We start from the raw sequence: 25,139 nt of genomic DNA on the forward strand, positions 1-25,139 counted from the left end.
TCAAATTAGCAAATAAATGGTTAATAAGCAGCAGTAAAGTGGAGGAAAACATCATTTAAATGATAGGAAATTGTAACCAAATTAATGTTTAATGCGACAGAAGATGTTCTGTTGAATAAAATTCTTATATATCAATATCTAAAGCAATATTCGCGACTAATGGTTCATAAGCAGCCCAGCGTTATCAATCTTGATAACACTGGGCTATGGAATGCATCACTGTTTTACTGGGATGTTAATTGCTGTTTTAGTTTTTTGAAAGCATCATATTGCGGGTGCTGTGGATTAACAATATTCGGGAATCGTTGTTCGATAGTGAGCATATAACGTTCCGCTTGAACATAATCTTCTGATTCGACCAATTCACTGAGCTGCATGACTGCCTTTTCTGCTGAATCAACATGCATTCTAGGGGCTGTTCGATCAAGTTCAGTGCGATTTCGCTCAATGTCAGTACGCTCAAGTCTAGGTTCGGTAGACGATGAAGATGTAAGTGCTTCGCCTACACTAACCCCTTCTGCAGACTCCATTTTCATTTGACCACGAACGCCTGTCTTATTGGTTTGCGGGATTTGTGCATCAAACCCTTGTACACGAGCCTGTGGCATAGGGGTATTTTTGCTCTCATTCATATAAGCTGCTTCTGACGATGTTACTCCGGTTGCGTCCATAACTGGCGCTTTTACAGTTGCCGGTTCTGCTGTTTGAACAGGTGCAGCCATTTGAACAGGATCTGCTACATCAGACATAACAGGAACACTATCATCAAGTTCCGACACTGCATGTTGTTTGAGTTCTGGGTTAAGTAACATCACTGAAGCAATAAGCATCACAGAAGCTGCACTTGATATGGGCAAGCGATGCTTTTTCCAAAAACTTAATTGGACAAGATTACTTTTCTCGGCAGTATTCACATTATTTTTTAATGAAGATGCCTGAGTCGCTTTCGCTTGTAATAAAATAGCGGCATCAATTGCGGCTGAAGGCCGTTCAAGGGCTTGCTGCTTATAGAGTGCTGAGATTTCTTGCTGTAAGGCAATAAACTCTTCATCACTCATTGCATCTTTATCTGTCTGATGACGATCAGTCATGTGTTACCCCTTGCCATTTAGCGGCAACGCATTGCTTAATGCTTTGATAGGCATATCGAATACGGCTTTTAGTGGCTTCTAAAGTGACATCAGCAATATCACTAATTGCGGCTGCGGTTAACCCTAATTCTATATTAAGTAAAAAAGCCTCTTTTTGAACTGCAGGTAAACTGGCTACACAGGACTTAAGTAATTTGGCTTTTTGTTCATCTTCAAGCTGCTCATCAGGACGGCCATGAGCTTGCTCATTATTAATACTGGCATCAAAGTTATCCATAGTCTCGTCTCCCATATCAGCAGCTTCATCAAGCGGTTTTACCGCTCTAACATGATCGATTAATAAATTATGGGCGATGCGATATAACCAAGTAGTGAACTTGGCTGTAACTTGATAATTACCCGCTGCTTTTATCACTTTGCCCCAGGTATCTTGATACAAGTCTTCAGCCAATGATTTCTGGCTCAACTGGCGAACAAAATAGCGATATAACGGGCCTTTATGCTTAGAATATAACTGCTCAAATGCCGCAGTATCACCTTGCTGATAATTCAACATGAGTTGCTCATCTGATATTCCCATTGCACTATCAGAGCTTTGCTTATTCGAGTCTGGCTTATTCGAATCGCTGTTATTTGAATCTAAGTCTTTCACTCAGGCTACCTGGCTTATTTGCTGTTTTAATTGCATTAAACCAGTTTGCCCAGACCAGCAGTTATTGTCTACTAAATATGATTATTTACCGGCAAAGGCTTAGGAACAGGTTCAAGCACTGGCTTTACAGGCAATATCAATTTTTGTTTTCCCTCAGGTAGCTCACCGGCATGTTTAGATTTTATTGGATACGGCATTGGATAAGGCTCCCGCTCATGTGGTGGTACCACCTGTTTTTTACTGCGCGCATCCCTCAATTTACTGTCTGAGGCAATAACGGCTACAGACTTGGCTAGCGCAATGAACTCTGTGCGTTCACCATCGAAATCTTCACCTTTTGAACCTTCAGCAATTTCAATCAGTTGTTGGTAATCGAAGTCATGCACATAATTATTCATGTTAATTAACTGCCCTAAGCCTGCGACTGCTGCTGCGAATCTAAATTCGTTACTCGTGTGTTCAAAAAACTTCTGCTGCTGATGAATATCAATAGGCTGCGGCTTGATTAATTGTTGCCCTGATGTCGAGCGTGCATCGGACAAGGATAACGTGGCTAACTCATTGGCACTGTATTTGTTAATGATTGAATCATTGTTCGAGTGATTGATAGAGCTATTGGGCTGATTTTCAATAGATTCATTAAATCTAAGCTCATAAAGCGCCACATACTGGCGACGATAACTGAGCTTCATTGTTCTTGGGTGCGATGAGGTTTGATGCGCATTTTCAAAGCCGATCATACGGTATTCTGACACGAGTCTTGGGTTAAAGTTAACCGTCGCTTGTAACCAATTAAAGCCAAGTGCCGCTTTATCACTGGCCTCTTTAGTTAACTCAATACTGATTAACAATAATTCTGTATCACGGTTATAAGGGGATGGTGCAAGTTCTGTTGCCAACACATAGTTATTGGATAAGAGCACGACATCATTAACATTGTGGGAAAATTGATAATCAAAGCGATTAATCAACTGATGACTCGCCACTTGATTGCGTTCTGGTAAGCTATTTTTATTCACCGCTTGGGTTAATAATTCATAGTCATCACGGTTTGACATAAAACTAAATCGTGACACCGGGGTTTCGCCTGTCACCATATTTCCGCCATGACCGCTGAGGGTTAAGTTACCTTGGTAAAAGCCTGGTTTAACCGGTGGGTAAGAAGGCTTCTTAGGTAATGAAATAGGGTCAGTACTAACGGCTTGTACTTTTTCACTTTTAGCGATTTGCTGAATTTCTTCAGCGTTGATGCACATTGAAGTCGCTAACATCGCGGTTAAAGTCGCGAGGTAACATTGATGTTTGAACCCATTTCGATTTTGCTTTGTCATATTAAGCCTCATTACCAAAACGTTGATTGATACCAACCTTATTAGTAATAACGTAACAAAAATCAAAAAGGGTTATTTATTTTAATCTTTTTCAGTTCACCTGAGATTAAAGAGTAATTCCAGTTCTGGGATTAAAATGGCTTTCTCAGCCTCACCAAAATAATCATCATGCATTCTAATAAACGCTTCTTGAAAGCTTTGCTGCGCCATAATGCGATCAATTTCAGCGGTTATCTTATCGCCTTTATCACCTTTAGAGCAGGCAATATAGCCATAAATAGGCTGTTCAACGTGGCGAATAGGTATCGAAATATAATCAAGAGATTTGTTGTATTCACGTAAATAAGCATCCACCACTTCACTATATTCAATCACCCCAAGTACCCTTTCAGCCTTGAGCATCTCAATTAACTTATTAGAGGAGCTAACACCACCACGAACATAAAATTCATGAGGTCTTTTAGTTATTTGTTGATCAATGTACTCGCCATAGGCTCTGTCTTTAACTACACCTATCTGCGCCTGTGTGTTTGCGGGCATATTGGCTAAATCTAATTGCTGTGCAAAAATCTGCTGATTTTTAGCGAGCACGATTAATCTCAATGGTGGGTAAATAGTGATGGGGTAATGTGAAAAGCTTGCAACTTCAAGTCGTTCGGGGGTTTTAATCTTATTAAACATGCAACTATTTTGCTGTTTAGACAGCTCTAACCAACCACGAGTCATACTGACTTGCTGCTGTTCAAACGACAGCTGGTTATCACTAAATTCAGTGAGTAAAGAAAGCACTTCCATTTCTTCATTACCAGCAATAGACACAATCGTCTCATCTACTTCCGTCAACATAACAGCCTGTACAGTTGCGTAAGAAGGTTGATTTATAATAATAAAAAACAATGTAATGTAAAAAACTAGTCCCTTAGTCTTTAACCTTTGGAATGCCATAGATTGCCTCCGAGTTTAAAGCCTATGTGGTTAACATTAGAGGAGAGTTTTAGCATTCGCAATCAGAAACTGAGTTTCAGCCGCAGAAAACACTGAAAAGCAGCCAAAATAAAGCCAACATGATATTATCTAGCCCCTTTTTTATAGCGAGCTTTCAGCAAGTTATAAACCCTGTGCCCTATACAGGATAAAAGTAAAAATAACCTAATAATATAAGTGTGTTAAGGAGTTATCATGCAAGCCCTTGTTGCCGTAGTAATGGGATCTAAGAGTGATTGGCCGACCATGGAAGCCGCCGCAGAAATTATGGATAAGCTTCAGGTGCCATATCATGTTGAAGTTGTCTCAGCGCATCGCACTCCTGACAAACTAATGGATTTTGCAAGTACCGCTGCAGATAAAGGCTATAAGGTCATTATTGGTGGTGCCGGTGGTGCAGCACATTTACCAGGTATGATAGCGTCAAAAACTCGCTTACCTGTGCTAGGTGTCCCAGTGCAAAGTAAAGCGCTTTCAGGTATGGACAGCTTGCTTTCAATAGTACAAATGCCTAAAGGTATTGCTGTTGGTACGTTAGCTATTGGCACAGCTGGTGCGTTCAATGCAGGTTTATTAGCAAGCCAAATCTTGGCAGTTACCGATGCTGAACTTGCAGCTCGTTTAGATGCATTCCGCGAAGATCAAACTAACACGATTCTTGATAATCCAGATCCGAGGGAAGCTTAATGTCTAAGCAGGACTCTCAGTCAAACACGCAAACACCAGCAAAACAACACAATGTTTGGGTATTAGGCGATGGCCAATTAGGCGCGATGTTATCTCATGCAGGCCAGCCACTAGCGATTAATGTTCGCCCAGTGGATATCATGACGCCATCAGATGAGCGTTTACCGCTACAGGGTACTGATATCATTACTGCTGAACGTGAACAATGGCCTGAATCAAGCTTGAGTTTACAATTAAGCGAACACCCGCATTTTATTAATGGCCATGTATTTGGCCGTTTAGCAGATCGCTTTACTCAAAAAAGCCTATTAGATGAGTTATCAGTGCCGACTTCCCCTTGGGAATTGGTCGATGACAACACTCAAACTGAGGCATTACATCAGCAATACGGTGATCGGGTTTTATTAAAGCGCCGCACTGGTGGTTATGATGGCAAAGGTCAACATTGGCTAAAACAAGCTGAAGCGACTGACATTCCTGCTGACTGGCGTAACGAAGCCATTGCAGAGCAAGCGATCAACTTTGATGAAGAAGTATCGATTGTTGGTGTGAGAACCCAAACTGGCGAATGTGTTTTTTACCCACTTACACTTAACTTGCATCAAGACGGCATTTTAATGGCCTCTATTGCACCGTTAACTCGTCTCGACCATCTTCAACCACAAGCTGAAGCAATGCTAACCAGTGTTATGGACGAGCTTGAATATGTGGGTGTGATGGCGATGGAGTGTTTCAGAGTCGGTGATAAACTGCTCGTTAACGAACTTGCTCCTCGCGTTCATAATTCTGGGCATTGGACTCAATCAGGTTGCCACATTAACCAATTTGAATTACACCTTCGTGCACTGTGTGGATTACCTATCCATAAGCCACAAGTTAACTTCCAGTGTGTCATGGTTAACTTAATTGGTGTCGATAAAGATGACCGCTGGTTAAGCCTGCCTAATGCAGAGTTATTTTGGTATAACAAAGAAGTGCGAGTTGGCCGCAAGGTAGGACATCTTAATCTTTCAGCACACAGTAACGATATGGTTAATGACAGTATTGGCCAACTGCAGCAATGGATGCCACAGCAATATCAGGCGCCATTAGCATGGATTTTAGACGAGTTTAGTCGCTAGAATTGACTTAATATTTTGCATAAAAAAAGGAGCCTAGGGCTCCTTTTTTTATGAATCCGTCAAACCGACTAGATGCACACTCTTGTGAGAACTTGCTCCAAGTTTTCTGAGCTGGCTTTTTGCTGCTGCGCTCTATTTGAAATGGCCTCAAGGTTTAATTGCACTTCATGGCTTAAGCGAGAGATTTCAATTGCACGGGTATTAATACTTCCTGTTGAAGTTTGCTGGCCTTGAATACTGTAAGTCATGTTACCGGCAACCGTATCTAGCTGCTGAAATGCCCTTCCAATATCAGCAAATGCCTGAGTCACACGCTGACATTGCATTAAACTTTCTTGGGTAACCCGTTGGCTTTCACCAATAGCATTTACAGCATTACCGGCTTTAGCCTGCAACTCGAGTACAATAGATTGGATCTCAACGGTCGACTCTTGAGTACGATGCGCCAATGCTCGAACCTCGTCGGCAACCACAGCAAAACCACGCCCTTGCTCGCCAGCCCGTGCAGCCTCAATGGCCGCATTAAGTGCTAACAAATTAGTTTGCTCTGCAATGCTTTTAATCACTTCTAGTACATTACCGATTTTTTGGCTATCACTGTTCAGTAGATCTAAATCAGAGACCATACTTTCAATACCGTTAGCAAATGTGGTCATTGAGTTTTGATTATTTTGCGCATCATCTGAACCTTGCGCTAATAGCTCTGTAACTTGAACTGAGGTGGACTTAAGTTCATCAGCATTATTCGACAGCTCATCGGCTGTGAGCATGATTTCAGTGAGTGATGCGGTAATTTGCTCGTTCTCATCGGTGCTTTTGTTGACCGAAGACTCAGCAGCCCCCATTTGCGAAGCAAGCTCATAAGAGCCTTCTTTTACGTCGTTGGCATCACTGCGAATATTATCAATTACCGACTTTAAGTCTTCAATGAACTCACTGAGACTATTAGTAATATGAGCAATTTGATCATCACCATGATCTTTAATTGGTTTATCGGGCGCCGTTTCGGTACTGATAACCAAACTAAGATAATGGCTTAAGTCATTTAATCGTTTTTGTATTTGCTGTTTAAATAAATACACACCGAGGATTAATTGCGCTAACCCTAAACTGATTAATAGACAAACAAGATAAGTTTTTGAGACTTGTGCGGGTGAAAACAGAGATACAACAATGGCCAGCAGCACTAACGAAATTAATGGTAAAAGTAATTTCGTCTGCAATTTATTATCATTATGGTTTTGCATATAGAGTTCCGAAAACAATTTTTATGATACGAATCTAACAGTTCTTATTATGGTTTTTAGGGTTCATCTTTGAGTTAATAGGGTGCTCAACAGCACTAAATTAACACAATATCTACATTTATTATCGGAAGATAGTCAGGAAAGTTTAGTGTTATTCTGAATAGAATCATAAATTAATGACATAAAAAAGCCCCGACAATGCGGGGCAAGTTGTTAAGCTCAGCTTAACCGAAAAACAAACGCCATAACCATGAAGAATCTAAATCCTCTTTACAGGTTCGGTATTGTTGAGCATAGGTTTTAGAACGGGCGTCAACACGATCAGCCACAGGCCCTAACCAAGCTTTAGCCTTATAAGTGCCACGTTTATAACCGCCCCAACCTTCGTGGTAATTCAAATATTGATTCTTGGCATCCCATTTTGAAACGCCATTAATTTTATGGGTTTTGTAAATAAACCACCCCATAAAGTCCATCGCGTCATCAAAGTTACTGCGACTCGACCAAGAGTTCCCAGTTTCACGCACGTAATCATCCCAAGTCATGGTTTTAGCTTGAGCATAACCATAGGCATCACTGGCTCTGCCTGTTGGGATAAAACCTAAAAAGTATTCCATTGGCGGCGCGGCATTATGCTTAAACGAACTTTCTTGATACATCATGGCTAACGGGACATGCACAGGTACTCCCCATTTATCACGGGTATTGACTGCGGCTTTATACCAAGAGCGATTCTCTTGGAATATAGAACATAAATTATCAGGTTCTTTAGGCGGTGGTGTAGCGCAGCCTGCAAGTTGCAGAAGAATAACGGTGCTAAAAGCACGGAAAAACCACTTCATAAAAGCCCTTAAATCAACGGAATACAAACTCAATCATAGGGCTAGATTTTCACATCTATGAAGTACAGATGCAATCGGGTTTACCAGAAAATTAGCCATAAGCCTTACTTGAGCATAAGGCGACGCGGTTACAGTTCAAATGAATGGTTTAGAACGGTTTAGAACGGTGTACGAATAGAAAGTGTACGAATAGAAAGTGTACGAATAGAAAATGCGCGCAAACTTACTCCATTGGATTGGCAAACGCACACTCATAAGATTCTTTTTTCCAGACAACTGGTTGCCAATAATCTGTATTTAATCCGTTGTAAACTTTATCTAGTTTAAATTCAGCGACTAAGTGATAACGCTGCTCTCGTTCAACCTCAACCAGGATAGTTTTAGTTTGTCGAGCAGCTAATTTAACTTTCAGTTCCGGCGATTCAATTAACTCAGCAACAGTAAACTGATGTTCACCCGCTGGTAATTTATAATATGGACGTGAAATAACTGGTTTACCGTTAAGGTGGGTTACCACGACACGATATAAACTGTCTGTGACTGGTGGCGTAATATAACTCGCCACTGAACCACAAATCAGTTCATCTTCAGTAGACGTTGCGCAGCCTTGCAGCAACACAACCGAAATAGCTAGTAACGCAATGTTTCTCATTGATTCACTGCTGTTGCAGGTTCAGCTAAATCAGCAAAGTAGTCAGCCAAAAACTCATCAAATCCTACAGAAGGTTGTGTTTCAACGTCTTTTTGTTGCTGTAGAGATGCAGCAGCTTCTGCTTCATACTCTGCCATAGTCGATTCTGACAATGGGTAATTAGATAAATACTCATGATATTGCTGAGATAATTGTTTCACCCAAACGCCATGGTCAATACCTTGATTAACCACATCGTCAATTACACGACCAGAGATTGTTTTGCTTGGATCGTTAATCGTCGCATGCCACTGCGTTAACGCATCTTGGTATTGTGTGCCTTCACCATCAAGTAATTTAGCAATTCTTGTCATGGGCTCAAAAATATCATTTAACCACTCATTCAAGGCAACTTGTTGACCATTACGGCTCAATGCTAAGCCTGGTTTACGACCTTCAAGCACAACCGCCTTAAGGTTTGCAGCAATTTCAGCTTCAGCCGATGCATCGGTTTTTTCTGAAGACAACAACAAGCAATACAGCAAGAATAAATCGAGGAACTTGACCTGACTAGCATCAATCCCGATTGGGCTATACGGGTTAACATCAAGTGCACGCACTTCAATATATTCAACCCCAGCTCTAGCCAAAGCCTCTGAAGGTTTTTCGCCAGACTTAGCCACACGTTTAGCACGAATAGGCGAGTAAAATTCATTCTCGATTTGCAATACATTGCTGTTAAGTTGGCGATATTCGCCATCCACTTTGACACCAATTTTGGCAAAGCTTTCTGAAGGCATTCTGATGGCTTCACCGACACCATTTAAATACTCAGGTAGTGAGTTGTAGCTAATATTAAGCTGTTCTTGTTCTTGGTTGGTGTAACCTAAATCACTCATACGCAATGACGTTGCATACGGTAGGTATAAGGTGCCTTTACCCGTTGTTTTAAAGTCGAACTCAGTAGACTGACCTTTAATGAAAGAACTACAAAGCGCAGGTGATGAACCAAAGAAGTAAGGCAACACCCAAACCAGGCGGCGATAATTACGGATCATGCCAAAGTAAGACTCTGAGATAAAATCTTGACGCGTTAAGCTTTTATCACTGTTCTCATACAAGCTATCCCATAACTTTTCTGATACTGAAAAGTTAAAATGTACCCCTGCAATAATCTGCATCAGTGGGCCATATCTATGGGTTAAACCTTTACGGTATAAGGTTTTCATTTTACCGTTATTTGAGCAGCCATAACGTGCAATCGGAATATCTTTTTCATCCCCCACATAACACGGCATACTCACAGGCCATAGCGACTGGCCATTCATGTTTTTTACGCTATAGGCATGAGTTTGAGTCAAGCCTTCTAATAAGGTATCAATATTGGTATTAACAGGAGTAATAAACTCAAGCAATGACTCACTGTAATCAGTGGTAATACGAGAATGGGTTAATGCAGAACCTAGCTTTTCTGGGTGGCCATCTTTTGCTAATTGACCTGAGTCATCGATACGTAATGCTTCACGTTCAATACCACGTAGCATGCCAAGTAAAGATTCACGGCCTTCGCCGTTAGAAAGAAGATCGATTGTTTCATTGAATGAATTCAATTTGCTGTTCTCTTATTGTTGCTCGTATTAGCCGTTCACATCCACGACGTTCAAACTGCTAGACCCGATATTAGACGAGATAATTTCCCAAACTGTATAAATAAATACAATTAATGAAATTAATCACATTTTAGCGCCTAATAAAGAAAAAACGGTAACATTTTTATTGTCACCGTTATTAGTTTTTATTCATTGTATCAGACCCTATATAGGCTATATAGGGTCTATAACTTCAAAAGCAATAGCTAAACTTATTTAATCACCTTAATAGGATAGCCCAATGCTTCAAGCTTTGGTGAAATAGCTTGTTTATCACCCACAATGACAATAATCATCTCAGATAATTTAAGCTGTTCAGCCGCAAGCTTATTTAGCTCTTTCGCTGTGATGTTTTCAACAATGTCAGCTTGCTGTTCAGTAAAGTCATCGGCCAGTTTGTAACGCTGAATAATGCGCATAAACCCTGCTTTTTGATATGGCGTTTCATAATCTAACGCTTTACCTTGAGAAATCGAACTGCGCATAAAGGCCAACTCTTCTTCCGTCATACCGTCTTTTTGGAACTGCTTTATTTCATTAATAAATTCAGTTACTGACTCCGCTGTCACATCACTTCTCACACTTGCAGAAGCTTCAAAACGTCCAGTTAAGTCATTACCATTAAAGCCAGTACGCGCGCCGTAGGTATAACCTTTATCTTCACGAAGATTTAAGTTAATCCGACTATTAAACGCACCGCCCAATGGATAATTCATTAAGAATGCTTTGAAGTAATTACCAGTAGCATCATAAGGTAAAGCACGTTTACCCATTTTAATCACTGATTGGGCAGCATCTGGTTTATCAATGATATAAATGGTGCCACCAGCAAGCTTAGGCAATCGTGGTAATGCCATAGGCTCATTAGCTTGACCTTGCCATTGCTCAAATACTGCTAATGAAGGCATGATTTCTTGCTGATTTAAATCAGACACCACGACCATCTGTGCATTGCCAGCTTTATACTGCTGCTGATAAAACTGCTTCACATCATCAAGCGTTAATCCTGATACAGTCTCAAGAGTACCACCAGCATTAGCACTTAAATGGCTATCATCGCCATAAAGTAAGCTTGAAAAACCACGGCTAGCAAGAAAGTTAGGATCTGACTCTTGATGCTGTAGACCTTGAATTTCCTGTTGCTTTAAGCGCTCAAAATCCGCCTCAGCAAAAGCTGGACTAAATAACTTTTCTTGTAAAATAGCTAATGTCGGCGTTAGGTTCTCTGTCAAACTCGACACTTGAATATAGCTTTGCGTGGCTGATGCACCGAACGAAATACGACTACCTAGCATTTCTAGTGCGCCCGCTAACTCTTCTGTTGTGCGCTTTTCAGTTGACTCGTTTAGCATTGACGCGGTTATTGAAGCTAAGCCTGCTTTATCCATTTCAGGAAGTCGATTTCCTCCTTCAAGATAAATTAATAACTCAACGGTTGGGGTTTCATTACTTTCAGTCCCCATGACTTCAATACCATTAGCTAATGATGCAGTCCAAAGCTGAGGTACTTTAAGTACAGGGGCGTCACCAACTTTCGGCATGACTGTGCGATCAAAGCTTGAGGTAATTTGACGGACATTTTCAGTGCCCGTTACCGCTTCCTCAGCAATAGGTAGCATAGTCGGCGTAAAGTTATCCGGTTTTGCAATAAGCTGTTTTGCACCTTCTGGGACAACGCTCATCACCACCATCGGTTTATCTTTAATATATTTGTTGAAAACGCGCATGACGTCTTCTTTCGTGACACTGGCGTATCGCTCAAGATCACTTGCGACCATATTCGGGTTATCGAAAAAGGTTTGATTATAAGCCAGTGTTGATACCTTACCTTTGACACTTTGCATGCCATAGATAGTGTCTGACTCAAATTGTACTTTTACTTTTTGTAAATCATCGTCAGTCACCCCGCGTTGCTCAAATTCAGCAATAGAGTCAGTAATCTTTTGCTCAAGGTCAGCAAGGTTAGCACCACTAGCCGGGTTAGCTAATGCAAATAAGGTTAAACGACAAGATAACTCTTGGCACGGGTGCCCTACCGAGGCTTGCACCGCAAAACCATCTTTTACTAGGTTTTTATAGAGTAATGAGGTTTTACCCCCACCTAATATGTTTGCTAATAAATCTAATGCGGCTTCATCTTGATGACGAGCGTATACCGTTGGGAATCCCATGTAGACAAGTGGCAAATGCACTTTATCTTCCATTGAGATATAACGAGTTTTATCTAGGCTCACTGGTGTCTTCGGATCAGCATTCACTTCAGGGCCACGTGCTAATTCACCAAAGTACTTATTCACCATGGCAAGGGTTTGCACTTCATCAAAGTCACCGCCAATGGTTAATGTTGCATTGTTAGGGCCATACCAACGTTTGAAAAAGTTTCTAACATCATCAACCGTGGCACGTTCTAAATCTTCAGGCCAGCCAATTACTGGCCAAGAATAAGGGTGCCCTGCTGGGAACATTGCTTGATTGAAACGCTCATTCAAACGGCCATATGGCTGGTTATCAATACGCTGAGCTCGTTCATTTTTAACTGTCTCACGCTGTACTTCAAACTTCTCGCTAGTCAACGCTGGCAACAAAAAGCCCATTCGGTCTGACTCTAGCCACAACATTTTTTCTAGCTGATTACTTGGCACCGTTTCAAAGTAGTTGGTTCGGTCGGTATTAGTGGTGCCGTTTAAGGTGCCACCTGCTTCGGTGATCACTTTAAAGTGTTGTTCATCGCCCACATTTTGCGAACCTTGAAACATCATGTGCTCAAATAAATGTGCAAAGCCACTGCGGCCAGCCACTTCGCGAGCTGAGCCCACATGATAGGTCACATCAACATGAACTAAAGGATCTGAGCTGTCTTGATGCAGAATGACCGTTAAGCCGTTTTCAAGTTGGTACTTTTTATAAGGGATGCCTATCGCATCTGATGCTTGAACGGTTTCAAGTAAGGTCACCCCGTCGGGTAATGATGAAGAGGTGGTTGCTTCATGAGCGCAGCCACTAATAGCGATTGAAATTGCCGCTGCTAAGATCCATTTTTTCACTCTATTCTCCTTGAATAAATATAAGGTCAGTGAGATGTGCTAATGTCATCTCTGACAGCAGGGAATACATAGGGTTTCAGTAAATCTCACCTTATTGATTCAATTGCTGAAAAAAGCCTCACTGACATTATTTATAAAATACGATTCGTATAAAATACTTTGGTGTAAAACGCCTATTACTATCGTTTTACCACGCCCACATAAAGGCCGCTACTATTAAAGAGTATCGAATTGTTTTGCCAATCAAAATCATGATTGTAGAAGGGACTATGGGTAGCTTTAACCAACCTGCAATTAAACACAAAATATCACCAATCAAAGGTAGCCAAGACAAGAGTAATGCCCAGTAGCCATATTTTTCAATTAAATTTAATCCATGTTGGTATTTTTTAGAGGCAAAGTCCTCTGGCGTCTTAGCAAATCGACCTAAATAGCCTAAATAGTAACTTGTAATCGCTCCTAACGAATTACCTACGCTGGCAACCACCAGCAAAGATACCCAAGTTTCAGGCGCATCTGTTAGCAACGCCACAAGTAAAACTTCTGAACCTCCAGGTAACAAAGTTGCCGCTAAAAACGCCCCACTAAACATTAACCATAACGCAGTCATTTACTTTACCTAATGATATCTATAGAGTTTTAAACACTTTCAACTATACAGACGACAAAGTTAGCAAGTTGTTGAATTTTAAAGTGCATTTAACATATTGTGTTTTTGGCATAAGTTATATCAAAAACGGTTTGTTCCACCTTGGAACACTCAATACAATTCGAAAATTGTTCAGATAAAGACTGTAGTTAAGCAATATTAAAATAAGCTGAACATGATATGGCTTATCGACGTATTCTTGCTCGTAACAAACAAATCAACAATGACTATCAATGGCCTTTATGTGTGATTGTGTTAGGTTATTGAAATAATAATCCCCTTGCCTACTTTAAAGAGCAAGTATAATAAATAGTTGGAATTGAAATGATTTTTCAAACCTTGAAACGTATTCCTTTTTGGCAGAAAGTGCTAGCGGGTTTCGCATTTGGTATTTTAGCAGGTATCGCACTTGGCGATAGCGCCATAATGTTAAAGCCCCTAGGCGACTTATTCATTAGTGCCATTAAAATGCTGGTCGCACCGTTAGTATTTTGTGCCATCGTAGTTAGCATTACTTCTTTAGGCTCACAAGCAAACCTTAAGCGGCTCAGCCTCAAAACCTTAGGCATGTTTATGCTGACAGGTACGGCCGCATCATTTATTGGCCTAGCCATTGGTAGCTCATTCGACATGGGTGGCAGCATTGAGCTAGCAACAAGTGAAGTGCGTGACCGAGATATTCCGGGCTTCGCTCAAGTATTACTGAACATGATCCCCGAGAACCCTTTTGCATCACTAGCAGAAGGTAAAGTACTCCAGATTATTGTCTTTGCCGCGTTAGTCGGTATAGCGATTAATACCGTTGGCGAAAAAGCAGCGCCTTTAAAAAACACCATTTCAGCGGGTGCTGAAGTGATGTTTGAATTAACTCGTATGGTGTTAAAACTGACTCCAATTGGTGTATTTGGCTTAATGGCGTGGGTTGTTGGCGAATATGGATTATCAACTCTACTTCCGCTTGGTAAGTTCATCTTAGCCATTTACGTTGCCGCATTAATTCACATTATTTTCGTTTACGGCGGTTTAATTAAGTTTGTAGCTCGCTTAAGCCCTGTGCAGTTTTTCCGTAAAGCAATGCCTGCCCAACTAGTGGCTTTCAGCACCGCATCAAGCTTTGGCACATTGCCTGCCAGTAATAAATGTACTGAATCAATGGGTGTATCAAAACGTTATAGCGCATTTGTATTGCCACTAGGCGCCACCATGAACATGGACGGTTGTGGCGGTATTTACCCAGCAATTGCGGCTATCTTTATTGCTCAAATCTACGGTATTCCGTTAGACATGACTGACTATATGTTAATTGCGGTTACAGCGACGGTAGCATCAGTAGGTACTGCTGGCGTGCCGGGAAGTGCAATGGTGATGTTAACCGTAACACTAGGTGTTGTGGGTTTACCGCTTGAAGGGATTGCCTTTATTGCCGCTATCGACCGCGTCATTGATATGATCCGTACTGCAACCAATGTCACTGGCGATATGATGACAGCTGTTGTTATTGGTAAAAGTGAAGGTCAGTTTGATGAAGAGCAATTTTACTCAAATGAGAAAGTAGTTGAACAAGCAGCTTAAGCTTTAGCATTAGCATTAGTTCAGCTTGATATAGCGCGATAAAATCAAAAATGGCAGATGAAATCATCTGCCATTTTTATTGCCTGCTTTACGACAATTTTGTCATTAAAACGTAGCGTTTTAAATAAACATTAGAACTTGGCATTAAACCACACCCAGCCTTTATCGGTATCAACTTTACCCGCAGCCACATCACCTGCAGAGTAAGCCGCATACTTAACACCAACAGTATAGTGATCATAGAATGGTACACTAAACACCGCGTTAATTTCTGAGCCTAAATCATCGACAACCGCACTCGATTCATCTGCATCAAACTCATGATAAGCCACAGCCCATTTACCACCGATTACGTTACCGCCAATCGACGCATACAAGTCAGCTAAACCTTGTTTAGGTGTGGTTAAGAATTGGTCCGTCCAACCATTAAAGCCGTGCAGTGTTGCCAATGGAGTCGAGAAACCATAGTCGCCGCCATCAGATCCTAACAGCTCATAACCTATTTTGAATGTGACCATTGAAAGTCCAATGCCACCTTCAACGCTCATATAATCAGCAGAATAAGATTGGCCTGCAGTGTCTGAGTCTTGCGTCGCGTACTCTGCAGAATAAAGTACTTTAATATCACCAATATCGGTTTTTCCCGCGAAACGGACACCGTAGGTATCCAGACCATTTTCAATATTGGTATCTTCTTCCAGAAGGTAACCATAAGCACTTAATGTACCGAAGCCCGTTTTTAATTGAGCATTAATTAAATTATCTTTTGAATCGATATCTTTCTCTTCAGCAAAGATACGATTACGTTGAGTAATGTAACCGTAATCAATTTTAAAAACGTCGTTGAATTTATATTCAAGCATAAGCCCGTCAAAGGTCTGCCTATCTTGACGCCAGCCTACATGACCAACAAAACGTTGGTTATCAAAGGTAATCACTTGGCGGCCACCTTTAGCAGTGAAACCTTCGTAATTGTATTTTAAAAAGAATTGGTCAAGCTCTGTGGTTTCTGGATCGGCAATCACCGAATAATCAGGGTTCTTACCGAGAGTGTTGTTGTAATCATCAACCCCAGCCACGACGCGTGAATCTTCAAACTCTACTAACGAACTAAAACCATAGTAATCAGCTGTGGCATAAGTAAGTCGAGTACGTAGCGTAAAAGCATCTGCATCTTTTAGTGCGTTATCTTGCTCAACCATTTCATAACGAAGGTTAAGGTCTACCTTGACCTTTCCCTCGGTAACCGCTTCTGCAATCGTTGTTGCTTCTGCTGCATGTACTTGGCCCATCAATGCCAATGAAGCAGGTGCAAGTAAAGTCAAAGCAGACTTGGCTAACTTTTTATTGATTAAGCTTGCAAGTTGGTTCTTTCTCATCATATTTCCCTTATTGTATTTAAAGCTTATCCATCAGAATAATCTTAGCCAACATTAGCAGTTTCATCATTACTAATTGATGAATTGCTAATATTTATATTCTCAACTTTGCGTTGTTTTTCGTATAAGAACTTCAGTACCTCAGCTCTTAAATGGTTATAATCTTTATCCTCTGCGAGTGCTAAACGCTCTCTAGGACGAGGTAAATTTACGTCTAAAATTTCGCCTACTGTTGCCGCAGGGCCATTGGTCATCATGACAATTTTGTCTGACAGCAACACCGCTTCATCAACGTCATGGGTGATCATAATGACCGTGTTATTGAGCTCATTCTGAATCTCCATCAACGAGTCTTGCATATGGGCTCTGGTTAACGCATCAAGTGCCCCAAAAGGCTCATCCATCAGCAGCACCTCAGGCTCCATTGCCAGTGCTCTAGCAATACCAACACGTTGTTTCATACCACCTGATATTTCGCTGGGTAACTTATGCATCGCATGGTCCATATGAACCAGTTTCAAGTTGTATTCAATCCAATCTTTCATTTCTGCTTTGGATTTTTTATTCTTAAACACCTGCTTTACGGCTAACTCAACATTTTGATATGAGGTTAACCAAGGCAGCAATGAGTGGTTCTGAAACACAACGGCACGTTCTGGCCCTGGTTCTGCAACTTCTGTGCTATTTAAAATCACGCCACCTTTGGTTGCCTGGTATAAACCCGCGACAATGTTCAGTACCGTAGACTTACCGCAACCTGAGTGACCAATCAGTGACACGAACTCGCCTTTATTGATTTTAAGGTTCACTTCCTTAAGCGCTTTAAATGGCCCTTTAGGTGTAGGGAAATCCATATCAATGTTACTTATGTCTAAAAAAGTGCTCATTAGATTTTCCTCTCATTCATGACTTGGTTTTATCCCACGAGAACCAACGTTGTAACGCCAGCACTCCTCGGTCGAGTAAAAAACCAATTAGACCAATAACCACCACGGCAGCCATAATACGTGCCAAAGACTCTGAACTACCATTTTGAAACTCATCCCAAACGAACTTACCTAGCCCAGGGTTTTGTGCCAGCATTTCTGCCGCAATCAATACCATCCAAGCAACGCCAAGCGATAAGCGCATACCCGTAAAGATGAGTGGAATCGAAGCCGGTAACACAATTTTCTGTACATGGGTCAACGGAGATAAACGCAGTACACGACTCACGTTCACTAAATCAGAGTCAATATTGGCTACACCAAGAGAAGTATTAATCATCATTGGCCACAAACTACATAAAGTGACCGTGAGTAAAGAATTAATAAACGATTTAGACACCATAGGATCTGGCGATACATACAGCGCACTGACAACCATGGTCACCAAAGGTAACCAGGCTAATGGCGATACAGGCTTAAAAATTTGCACTATCGGATTCAGTGCTGCATTTAGCGTTGGACTCAAGCCCATCCAAATTCCCATTGGAATCGCAATAGCAGCAGCCAAGATAAAGCCTGACATCACTGTCACTAGACTTGTAAAAATCTGGTCAACAAAGGTTTCTTTACCTGTGTATGCTCTGACTTTCATAACATAGCTAGGGTCAACTTCTAATCGTGCAGCATTTCGCTTGTCTTGACGCTCATAAAAGGCCTCGGCTTTCACTCTTTCAGCATTATGCTCTTGATATAAAGCCCCAAACTGTTCTGCCACGGCAACAGGACCTGGGAATTTACCTAACGAGGTATTAATGCTATTTGCAGCAATTGACCAAATCACTAAAAAAACCGTGATGCCAATGACAGGCAGTAGCAATGCTTTACTGGCTTGAGCCATCCAAGAGACTAAAGAGGTCAATTTACTTTTATCGAGTATTAATCGATCGGTTAAGCGTGTAATGGTTGTCATAATGTGTTCCTTAACTCCGCGCTAAACGTAAGCAAGTTGATGACTCAACTTGCTTACGAATACATCATCTAGAGTTTGTCGCCCTGCTTTAAGCCAATAGCGAATTTGCTTAAATAATCATTAGGCGCACTACCGTCATAAACGATGTCATCAATGAAGTGCTGCTGTGGTTTTTTGAATCCCGTTTCCGTTGCAAAATCAGGGAAGTGCTTAGCTTCGATGGTCTTATCATCAATCAGAGACTGTGCAGCTTTAGCGTAGATATCAGGACGATAAACTTTTGCAGCAACATCTTTGTACCAAGCATCAGGCTTGTCATCTGAGATTTGTCCCCAACGGCGCATTTGAGTCAAATACCAAATCGCATCAGAGTAATATGGATAAGTTGCGTTGTAGCGGAAGAACACATTGAAATCAGGTACTGAACGCTTATCACCTTTTTCGTATTCAAAGGTACCTGTCATGCTATTGGCAATCACATCGTAATCGGCACCAACATAGTTTGACTGTGACAAAATCTTAACTGCAGCAGGACGGTTAGCATTGTTGTTATCATCTAACCATTTCGCCGCTTTGATCAGAGCACGGGTTAATCGAATTGTTGTGTTAGGGTATTTTTCTGCAAATTCAGCTGTTATACCAAAGACTTTCTCAGGGTTATTTTTCCAAATCTCGTAATCGGTAACCACTGGCACCCCAATACCTTTAAACACGGCTTGTTGGTTCCATGGCTCACCCACGCAGTAGCCATAAATCGTGCCCGCTTCAAGGGTTGAAGGCATCTGTGGTGGTGGCGTCACTGATAAAAATGCTTGGGCATCTAACTGACCTGAAGTATCACCTTTATGAGGCGCATAGTAACCAGGGTGGATACCACCTGCTGCTAACCAATAACGTAATTCGTAGTTATGAGTTGAGACAGGAAATACCATACCCATTTTAAATGGCTTACCCGCTTCAGTGTATTCCTCTACCACTGGTTTTAACGCATCAGCTTTAATAGGGTGAACGGGTTTCCCTTCACTATCTTTGGCAATATTGGGTTTCATCTTGCTCCAAATATCATTTGAAACCGTAATCGCATTACCATTTAAGTCCATCGAAAAAGGCGTGATGATGTGAGCTTTAGTGCCATAACCAATCGTGGCTGCTATTGGTTGCCCTGCCAACATATGTGCGCCATCTAATCGTCCATCGATAACACCATCTAATAGCACCTTCCAGTTAGCTTGTGCTTCGATGGTCACATATAAACCTTCTTCTTCGAAGTAACCATTTTCATAAGCAATCGCAATCGGTGCCATATCGGTTAATTTGATAAAACCGAACGTTAACTCTTCTTTTTCAGGAAAGCCGACCTCTGCCATAGCAGGAGCGACTGCCGTAAACGACACAGCCAATAGAGTATGTTTAAGTGCTTTTTTCCAATTCATCTTTCTATCCTTGTTAAATTTAAAAAAGTTAAGTCAAAAACTAAGTTTGAAATAGGGAAAACAAAAAAGGCGCCAACTACTCCCTAAGGAATAATTAAGCGCCTTTGCTTAAATTAATTTATCTCTTTCAAGGCTCACAACACAGACAATCGATTAAATAACCAACGACAAATGCGACTTATGAGCACTACTGAAAACTCGAATTGTTGATAAATACTATTCAGCAACCGTGCCAACCTTTTAAGGTTATGTTTTAAAACAAGTTTATAAATTAAGTACTGGTAGTACTCATAAAGGGTGATACCAATTCAGTGCAACATAAGTTCAATCGCACCTAAATGGGTACTTAAACAGCAAAGTATCCCCCTAAAGAGGTGCAACATTTTATTGAAACGAAAAAATCACTTTTGAATAAATGGCATGAGGTTGAATGAGACTTAGTTTGCTGAGATTAAATTTAATGAGACTAGGTTTAATGAGACTTAGCTTGTTGAGACTAGGTTTAATGAGACTTAGTTTGTTGAGAGTAGGTTTAATGAGACTTAGTTTGTTGGGAGTAGGTTTAATGAGACTTAGCTTGTTGAGATTAGATTTAATGAGACTTAGTTTGTTGAGACTAGGTTTAATGAGACTTAGTTTGTTGGGAGTAGGTTTAATGAGACTAGGCTTAATGAGACTTAGTTTGTTGAAACGAGGTGGAATAGATTTGAGCAGGATGGGATGGTCTAACACCTTAATGGCATGCATCAGTGCAATAACAATTTTAAGCCAATAAAAAAGCCACTGTTAGTCAGTGGCTTCATTCGATTACTCGCGTTTACTTGTCGCTACATTTGATAACGATTAGCCTAATACTGCAAGTAATACACCCGCAGCCACAGCGCTACCTAGAACACCAGCAACGTTAGGCCCCATAGCGTGCATCAGTAAGAAGTTTTGCTGATTAGCCTCAAGACCTACCTTGTTTACAACACGCGCTGCCATAGGAACCGCAGATACGCCCGCTGCACCAATTAATGGGTTTATCTTGCCGCCAGATAACTTAGACATCAATTTAGCCATCATCACACCTGCCGCAGTACCAATACTGAAAGCAACAGCGCCTAAGACTAAAATGCCTAAAGTTTCGATGCGCAGGAATTCTTCAGCTTGCAGTTTTGAGCCCACTGCTAAACCAAGGAAAATCGTCACAACGTTAATTAACTCATTCTGTGCAGTGCTTGAAAGTCTATCAACCACGCCACATTCACGCATTAAGTTACCTAAACAAAACATACCTACTAGTGGTGTTGCTGCTGGTAAGAACAGAATTGTCATACCGACCACCATCAGTGGGAAGATGATTTTTTCTTTCTTACTGACCTCACGAAGCTGCTCCATCTTAATGGTACGCTCTGATTCGCTGGTTAATAGACGCATAATCGGTGGCTGAATTAATGGTACTAAAGCCATATAAGAGTATGCAGCAACCGCAATCGCACCTAATAAGTCTGGCGCAAGCTTCGAGGCTAAGAAAATAGCTGTCGGACCATCTGCACCACCAATGATGGCAATAGCAGCCGCATCTTGCATGGAAAATTCAAAGCCTGGCACTAGGTTCAGTGCAATCGCACCTAGCAAGGTAGCAAAAATGCCAAACTGCGCAGCTGCGCCCAATAACAAGGTCTTCGGGTTAGCAATCAATGCACCAAAATCTGTCAGTGCACCTACGCCCATGAAAATCAATAGCGGGAAAATCCCCGTTTCAATTCCCACATGGTAGGCATACCAAAGCAAACCACCTTCGTCGGTAAAACCTGCATTTGGAATATTCGCTAAAATGGCACCAAAACCAATCGGTACTAATAATAGCGGCTCAAAACCTTTAGAAATGGCAAGGAAAAGTAATAAGCCTCCAATTGCCATCATAAATATTTGATCAGGTGCGAAGTTAGCAATACCCGTCTCAGACCAAAAGGCCATTAATCCTTCCATGCTATCTCCTACGCTAATGCTAACAGTGGCGAACCAACTGTAACTGCATCACCTTGCTTAACTGATATATTACGAATGATACCCGCAGTTTCTGCACGCACTTCTGTTTCCATTTTCATTGCTTCAAGGATGATGATGACATCACCTTCATTGACTTGATCGCCATCATTAACCAAGACTTTGAAAATATTGCCAGATAATGGCGCATTCATCGTGGTTTTGATTGTATTGCTGACAGGAGCATGTGGCGCTAATGGTGCAGGCGCTTGTGAGCCCGCTTCAGTGGTTGCAGGAACAATTTGGCTTATATCGCCACCCTCACTCACTTCAACGACAAAATTTTGCCCCTGAACATTAACAGTGTACGTTTCAGGGCCTTTCTCTGTTTTCGCAGCAGGTACAGCCATATCATCAGCACTTGGGACTGGCTCAAATGCATCTGGATTACCACGGTTAGATAAAAACTGCAGGCCGATTTGGTTGAATAATGCATACGTCATCACATCGTCATCAGTTTCAGTCGCTAAACTAAAACCATCTTTCTTAGCGATGTCGCTTAACTCGGTACGTAGTTTTTCAAGTTCAGGCTCGATAAGATCGGCAGGACGACATGTAATCGCTTCTGCGCCATTTAGTACTCTAGCTTGTAGTTCAGCGTTAACAGGGGCTGGTGTTGCGCCGTACTCACCTTTTAATACGCCTTCTGTTTCTTTTGCGAGTGTTTTATAACGTTCACCCATCAGGACATTAATAACTGACTGTGTGCCGACAATTTGTGAGGTTGGTGTAACTAGAGGTAAGAAGCCAAGATCTTCACGTACTCGTGGGATTTCTTCTAATACTTCATCCATCTTGTCAGCAGCGCCCTGCTCTTTAAGCTGGTTTTCCATGTTAGTTAACATGCCACCTGGCACTTGTGCACGCAAGATACGAGAATCAATGCCTTTAAGCGCACCTTCAAAACGTGCATATTTTTTACGTACATCTCTGAAATATGCAGCAATCTCTTCAAGGGTCGCCATGTCATAACCCGTTGAGCGGCCATTATCTTCTGCCATTGCCACCAGTGTTTCAGTTGCTGAATGACCATAAGTTTGGCTCATAGAAGAAATCGCAGTATCAAGAACATCAATACCAGCTTCGATGGCTTTTTGGTACGTTGCAGTACTTAAACCCGTTGTAGCATGACAATGCATTGATACCGTTAAATCAGTTTGTGATTTCAAACGGCTAATAAGGTCATAAGCTTCCATTGGTTTAAGTAAACCAGCCATGTCCTTAATACATAACGAGTCACACCCTAAATCTTCGAGGTTTTTCGCCATTGAAACCCAAGTATCAACAGTGTGAACTGGGCTAGTGGTAAATGAAATCGTACCTTGGGCATGACCGCCGACCTGTTTAACCGCTTTTACTGCAGTCTCTAGATTTCGTACATCGTTCATCGCATCAAAAACACGGAAAACGTCAACGCCATTTGTATGTGCGCGCTCAACGAAGCGCGTCACTACGTCATCAGCATAGTGACGGTAACCTAATAAATTTTGGCCACGCAGTAGCATCTGCTGTGGTGTATTTGGCATCACTTTTTTCAATTCGCGAATTCGATCCCAAGGATCTTCGCCTAAATAACGGATACAAGAATCAAATGTTGCACCACCCCAAGATTCTAAAGACCAAAAACCAACTTTATCCAGTAAAGGAGCGATAGGTAACATATCGTCTAAACGCAGGCGTGTTGCAAGAATAGACTGATGGGCGTCTCGTAATACTACATCTGTTAACGCTAAAGGCTTGCTCATAAATACTCCTAAACTGTTAATCTTTTGCACGATACTGATGAATAGCAGAGGTAATGGCTGCTACTAACTTAGGATCAAGTGTTGTTGCTGAAGCTGCGACAGGTGCTGGCGCATAGGCAACGGTAGGTTGAATCTCTGACTTGCATAATCTGGCGACGATTTTAATACCGACAATTAGCATACTCAAAAATATGAATACTAAGCCCATCCCCATTATCATCACACCTAGGGCGTCAAATAACTGCTCAGATATTGAAGTCATACATCCTCTCTTGTCTTAATGTTCAATCAGTGATTGCACATAGGATCCATTTCGATTGCGTAAAGCCGATGAAATTACATAGCCTATCAGTGTTGCACCATTTTCATGCAGTACACATCATTTAAGTACCACATAGAATAAATATTCAATCAATATTAACCAATTTCAGATTATAAAAAAGAGCTGAAACTATCTAATTTAGTTATATCAGATTCTTCATCGACGAAAAATATAACTAATTTATAACAATTAATCCAACACACTGTAAATTGGTCAGACCAAAAATAATAAAATTAAACCTCACTATGTGATAATTCTATAAAATATTCACAGTAATATTGAATATTATTCAATTTCGAGGGTTTTATCGCAAAAATGACAAGATTATGACCACTTCTATATAAAAAGAGATATCAAGAATAAGAACAACCAATCGCCCCAATGCTGTGCATGAATGCTCAAAAGCATAAATATGCCAATTTTAGCCCTAGAAGGTGACTATTTATGAAGTTTATAACCAGATTGGCTTTGTTAGCAGCGAACTATTCTAGTGAATCAAACAAATCCTTCAGAGAGTGGCTTTAAAAAATTGATTATGTAGTTCAGTTAACTAGAACAGATTGAAATTATGAGAGGAGTTTTGGGACTTTAGAATATTGAAAGTGAAAGGTGGAACGTGAAAGTTTTGATCTTGTGATTATCTGTTAATAACAGCTTATATGGCAATGTAACGAGTGATAACAGATAGTACTGATAAATCTGTGTCAACCAAGTCATAAAGCATAAATTAAACGTAAAAAAAATGCCCTGTAGTAATCTACAGGGCATTCTCTTTATCATGGTGCGGATGGGAGGATTCGAACCTCCGACCGCCTGGTTCGTAGCCAGGTACT

General features: G+C 41.1%; 20 protein-coding genes. 3 read left to right on the forward strand and 17 right to left on the reverse strand.

Going from position 1 to position 25,139, the window contains the following annotated elements; translation table 11 throughout:
* Nucleotides 1-224: 224 nt before the first annotated feature.
* The 4 genes from LMH66_RS11220 to LMH66_RS11235 all read right to left on the reverse strand — a co-directional run bounded on the left by LMH66_RS11220 (nt 225) and on the right by LMH66_RS11235 (nt 3,920).
* The gene (locus LMH66_RS11220) at nt 225-1,091 is read right to left on the reverse strand and encodes a hypothetical protein (RefSeq protein WP_229370107.1); all 867 of its coding nucleotides are present in this window, start codon (nt 1,089-1,091) and stop codon (nt 225-227) included.
* Entirely contained in the window at nt 1,084-1,671 is a 588-nt protein-coding gene (locus LMH66_RS11225; protein ID WP_229370126.1) for a sigma-70 family RNA polymerase sigma factor, read from the reverse strand. Before LMH66_RS11225 ends, LMH66_RS11220 begins: the two co-directional genes overlap by 8 nt.
* A 143-nt stretch (nt 1,672-1,814) precedes the next feature.
* A complete protein-coding gene (locus LMH66_RS11230) occupies nt 1,815-3,074 on the reverse strand; it encodes a YfbK domain-containing protein (protein ID WP_229370109.1) in 1,260 nt (419 codons plus the stop codon).
* 96 nt (nt 3,075-3,170) lie between these two features.
* Nucleotides 3,171-3,920, reverse strand: coding sequence for a transporter substrate-binding domain-containing protein (locus LMH66_RS11235; protein WP_229370110.1), 750 nt, complete (start codon nt 3,918-3,920; stop codon nt 3,171-3,173).
* Between the two features lie 333 nt (nt 3,921-4,253).
* Here LMH66_RS11235 and purE point away from each other — a divergent pair, with 333 nt between their 5' ends.
* Together purE and purK are read left to right on the forward strand one after the other, a co-directional pair.
* The gene (purE, locus tag LMH66_RS11240; RefSeq protein WP_102526501.1) at nt 4,254-4,745 is read left to right on the forward strand and encodes a 5-(carboxyamino)imidazole ribonucleotide mutase; all 492 of its coding nucleotides are present in this window, start codon (nt 4,254-4,256) and stop codon (nt 4,743-4,745) included.
* Nucleotides 4,745-5,866 carry a 5-(carboxyamino)imidazole ribonucleotide synthase gene (gene purK, locus LMH66_RS11245; RefSeq protein ID WP_102526502.1) on the forward strand — a complete coding sequence of 374 codons (1,122 nt, stop codon included), beginning with the start codon at nt 4,745-4,747 and terminating at the stop codon, nt 5,864-5,866. The genes purE and purK overlap by 1 nt, the downstream gene beginning before the upstream one ends.
* A gap of 68 nt (nt 5,867-5,934) precedes the next feature.
* On the opposite strand, the gene LMH66_RS11250 is transcribed toward purK, so the two are convergent.
* From LMH66_RS11250 to LMH66_RS11275, 6 genes are all read right to left on the reverse strand, one after another.
* Nucleotides 5,935-7,113 (reverse strand): methyl-accepting chemotaxis protein, encoded by a 1,179-nt coding sequence (locus LMH66_RS11250; protein WP_229370112.1) that lies wholly within the window; start codon nt 7,111-7,113, stop codon nt 5,935-5,937.
* Nucleotides 7,114-7,337: 224 nt separating this feature from the next.
* Complete coding sequence (locus tag LMH66_RS11255; protein WP_102526504.1) at nt 7,338-7,955, reverse strand: hypothetical protein; 618 nt, start codon at nt 7,953-7,955, stop codon at nt 7,338-7,340.
* Nucleotides 7,956-8,178: 223 nt separating this feature from the next.
* Complete coding sequence (locus LMH66_RS11260) at nt 8,179-8,607, reverse strand: hypothetical protein (protein ID WP_229370113.1); 429 nt, start codon at nt 8,605-8,607, stop codon at nt 8,179-8,181.
* Nucleotides 8,604-10,196 carry a glutamate--cysteine ligase gene (gshA, locus tag LMH66_RS11265; protein WP_229370116.1) on the reverse strand — a complete coding sequence of 531 codons (1,593 nt, stop codon included), beginning with the start codon at nt 10,194-10,196 and terminating at the stop codon, nt 8,604-8,606. The genes LMH66_RS11260 and gshA overlap by 4 nt, the downstream gene beginning before the upstream one ends.
* Before the next feature lie 251 nt (nt 10,197-10,447).
* On the reverse strand, nt 10,448-13,279 hold the full coding sequence (locus LMH66_RS11270) for a M16 family metallopeptidase (protein ID WP_229370120.1): 2,832 nt from the start codon (nt 13,277-13,279) through the stop codon (nt 10,448-10,450).
* A 187-nt stretch (nt 13,280-13,466) separates the two neighbouring features.
* On the reverse strand, nt 13,467-13,889 hold the full coding sequence (locus LMH66_RS11275; protein ID WP_102526508.1) for a YqaA family protein: 423 nt from the start codon (nt 13,887-13,889) through the stop codon (nt 13,467-13,469).
* 363 nt (nt 13,890-14,252) lie between these two features.
* On the opposite strand from LMH66_RS11275, the gene LMH66_RS11280 reads away from it, so the two are divergent.
* On the forward strand, nt 14,253-15,500 hold the full coding sequence (locus LMH66_RS11280; RefSeq protein WP_102526509.1) for a dicarboxylate/amino acid:cation symporter: 1,248 nt from the start codon (nt 14,253-14,255) through the stop codon (nt 15,498-15,500).
* A 131-nt stretch (nt 15,501-15,631) separates the two neighbouring features.
* On the opposite strand, the gene LMH66_RS11285 is transcribed toward LMH66_RS11280, so the two are convergent.
* From LMH66_RS11285 to LMH66_RS11315, 7 genes are all read right to left on the reverse strand, one after another.
* Entirely contained in the window at nt 15,632-16,879 is a 1,248-nt protein-coding gene (locus LMH66_RS11285; protein WP_102526510.1) for an alginate export family protein, read from the reverse strand.
* Between the two features lie 44 nt (nt 16,880-16,923).
* The gene (locus LMH66_RS11290) at nt 16,924-17,766 is read right to left on the reverse strand and encodes an ABC transporter ATP-binding protein (protein WP_102526511.1); all 843 of its coding nucleotides are present in this window, start codon (nt 17,764-17,766) and stop codon (nt 16,924-16,926) included.
* 16 nt (nt 17,767-17,782) lie between these two features.
* Complete coding sequence (locus LMH66_RS11295) at nt 17,783-18,703, reverse strand: ABC transporter permease (protein ID WP_229370128.1); 921 nt, start codon at nt 18,701-18,703, stop codon at nt 17,783-17,785.
* A 140-nt stretch (nt 18,704-18,843) separates the two neighbouring features.
* A complete protein-coding gene (locus tag LMH66_RS11300) occupies nt 18,844-20,142 on the reverse strand; it encodes a CmpA/NrtA family ABC transporter substrate-binding protein (protein WP_229370130.1) in 1,299 nt (432 codons plus the stop codon).
* A 909-nt stretch (nt 20,143-21,051) separates the two neighbouring features.
* Entirely contained in the window at nt 21,052-22,182 is a 1,131-nt protein-coding gene (locus LMH66_RS11305) for a sodium ion-translocating decarboxylase subunit beta (RefSeq protein WP_229370123.1), read from the reverse strand.
* Between the two features lie 8 nt (nt 22,183-22,190).
* Nucleotides 22,191-23,984, reverse strand: a complete 1,794-nt coding sequence (oadA, locus tag LMH66_RS11310; RefSeq protein WP_102529596.1) for a sodium-extruding oxaloacetate decarboxylase subunit alpha — start codon at nt 23,982-23,984, stop codon at nt 22,191-22,193.
* A gap of 16 nt (nt 23,985-24,000) precedes the next feature.
* Entirely contained in the window at nt 24,001-24,246 is a 246-nt protein-coding gene (locus tag LMH66_RS11315; RefSeq protein ID WP_102529597.1) for an OadG family protein, read from the reverse strand.
* Nucleotides 24,247-25,139: the final 893 nt, after the last annotated feature.

The organism is Shewanella sp. 10N.7 (genome assembly GCF_020806285.1).
Lineage (GTDB): Bacteria > Pseudomonadota > Gammaproteobacteria > Enterobacterales > Shewanellaceae > Shewanella > Shewanella electrodiphila.

Coding starts and splice junctions, on each gene's coding strand:
- LMH66_RS11225 (WP_229370126.1), bottom strand. CDS start 1,671: ATGGGAATATCAGATGAGCAACTCATGTTGAATTATCAGCAAGGTGAT.
- LMH66_RS11290 (WP_102526511.1), bottom strand. CDS start 17,766: ATGAGCACTTTTTTAGACATAAGTAACATTGATATGGATTTCCCTACA.
- LMH66_RS11275 (WP_102526508.1), bottom strand. CDS start 13,889: ATGACTGCGTTATGGTTAATGTTTAGTGGGGCGTTTTTAGCGGCAACT.
- LMH66_RS11220 (WP_229370107.1), bottom strand. CDS start 1,091: ATGACTGATCGTCATCAGACAGATAAAGATGCAATGAGTGATGAAGAG.
- oadA (WP_102529596.1), bottom strand. CDS start 23,984: ATGAGCAAGCCTTTAGCGTTAACAGATGTAGTATTACGAGACGCCCAT.
- LMH66_RS11295 (WP_229370128.1), bottom strand. CDS start 18,703: ATGGCTCAAGCCAGTAAAGCATTGCTACTGCCTGTCATTGGCATCACG.
- LMH66_RS11305 (WP_229370123.1), bottom strand. CDS start 22,182: ATGGAAGGATTAATGGCCTTTTGGTCTGAGACGGGTATTGCTAACTTC.
- purK (WP_102526502.1), top strand. CDS start 4,745: ATGTCTAAGCAGGACTCTCAGTCAAACACGCAAACACCAGCAAAACAA.
- LMH66_RS11315 (WP_102529597.1), bottom strand. CDS start 24,246: ATGACTTCAATATCTGAGCAGTTATTTGACGCCCTAGGTGTGATGATA.
- LMH66_RS11260 (WP_229370113.1), bottom strand. CDS start 8,607: ATGAGAAACATTGCGTTACTAGCTATTTCGGTTGTGTTGCTGCAAGGC.
- LMH66_RS11300 (WP_229370130.1), bottom strand. CDS start 20,142: ATGGCAGAGGTCGGCTTTCCTGAAAAAGAAGAGTTAACGTTCGGTTTT.
- LMH66_RS11285 (WP_102526510.1), bottom strand. CDS start 16,879: ATGAGAAAGAACCAACTTGCAAGCTTAATCAATAAAAAGTTAGCCAAG.
- LMH66_RS11280 (WP_102526509.1), top strand. CDS start 14,253: ATGATTTTTCAAACCTTGAAACGTATTCCTTTTTGGCAGAAAGTGCTA.
- LMH66_RS11250 (WP_229370112.1), bottom strand. CDS start 7,113: ATGCAAAACCATAATGATAATAAATTGCAGACGAAATTACTTTTACCA.
- LMH66_RS11235 (WP_229370110.1), bottom strand. CDS start 3,920: ATGTTGACGGAAGTAGATGAGACGATTGTGTCTATTGCTGGTAATGAA.
- LMH66_RS11255 (WP_102526504.1), bottom strand. CDS start 7,955: ATGAAGTGGTTTTTCCGTGCTTTTAGCACCGTTATTCTTCTGCAACTT.
- purE (WP_102526501.1), top strand. CDS start 4,254: ATGCAAGCCCTTGTTGCCGTAGTAATGGGATCTAAGAGTGATTGGCCG.
- LMH66_RS11230 (WP_229370109.1), bottom strand. CDS start 3,074: ATGACAAAGCAAAATCGAAATGGGTTCAAACATCAATGTTACCTCGCG.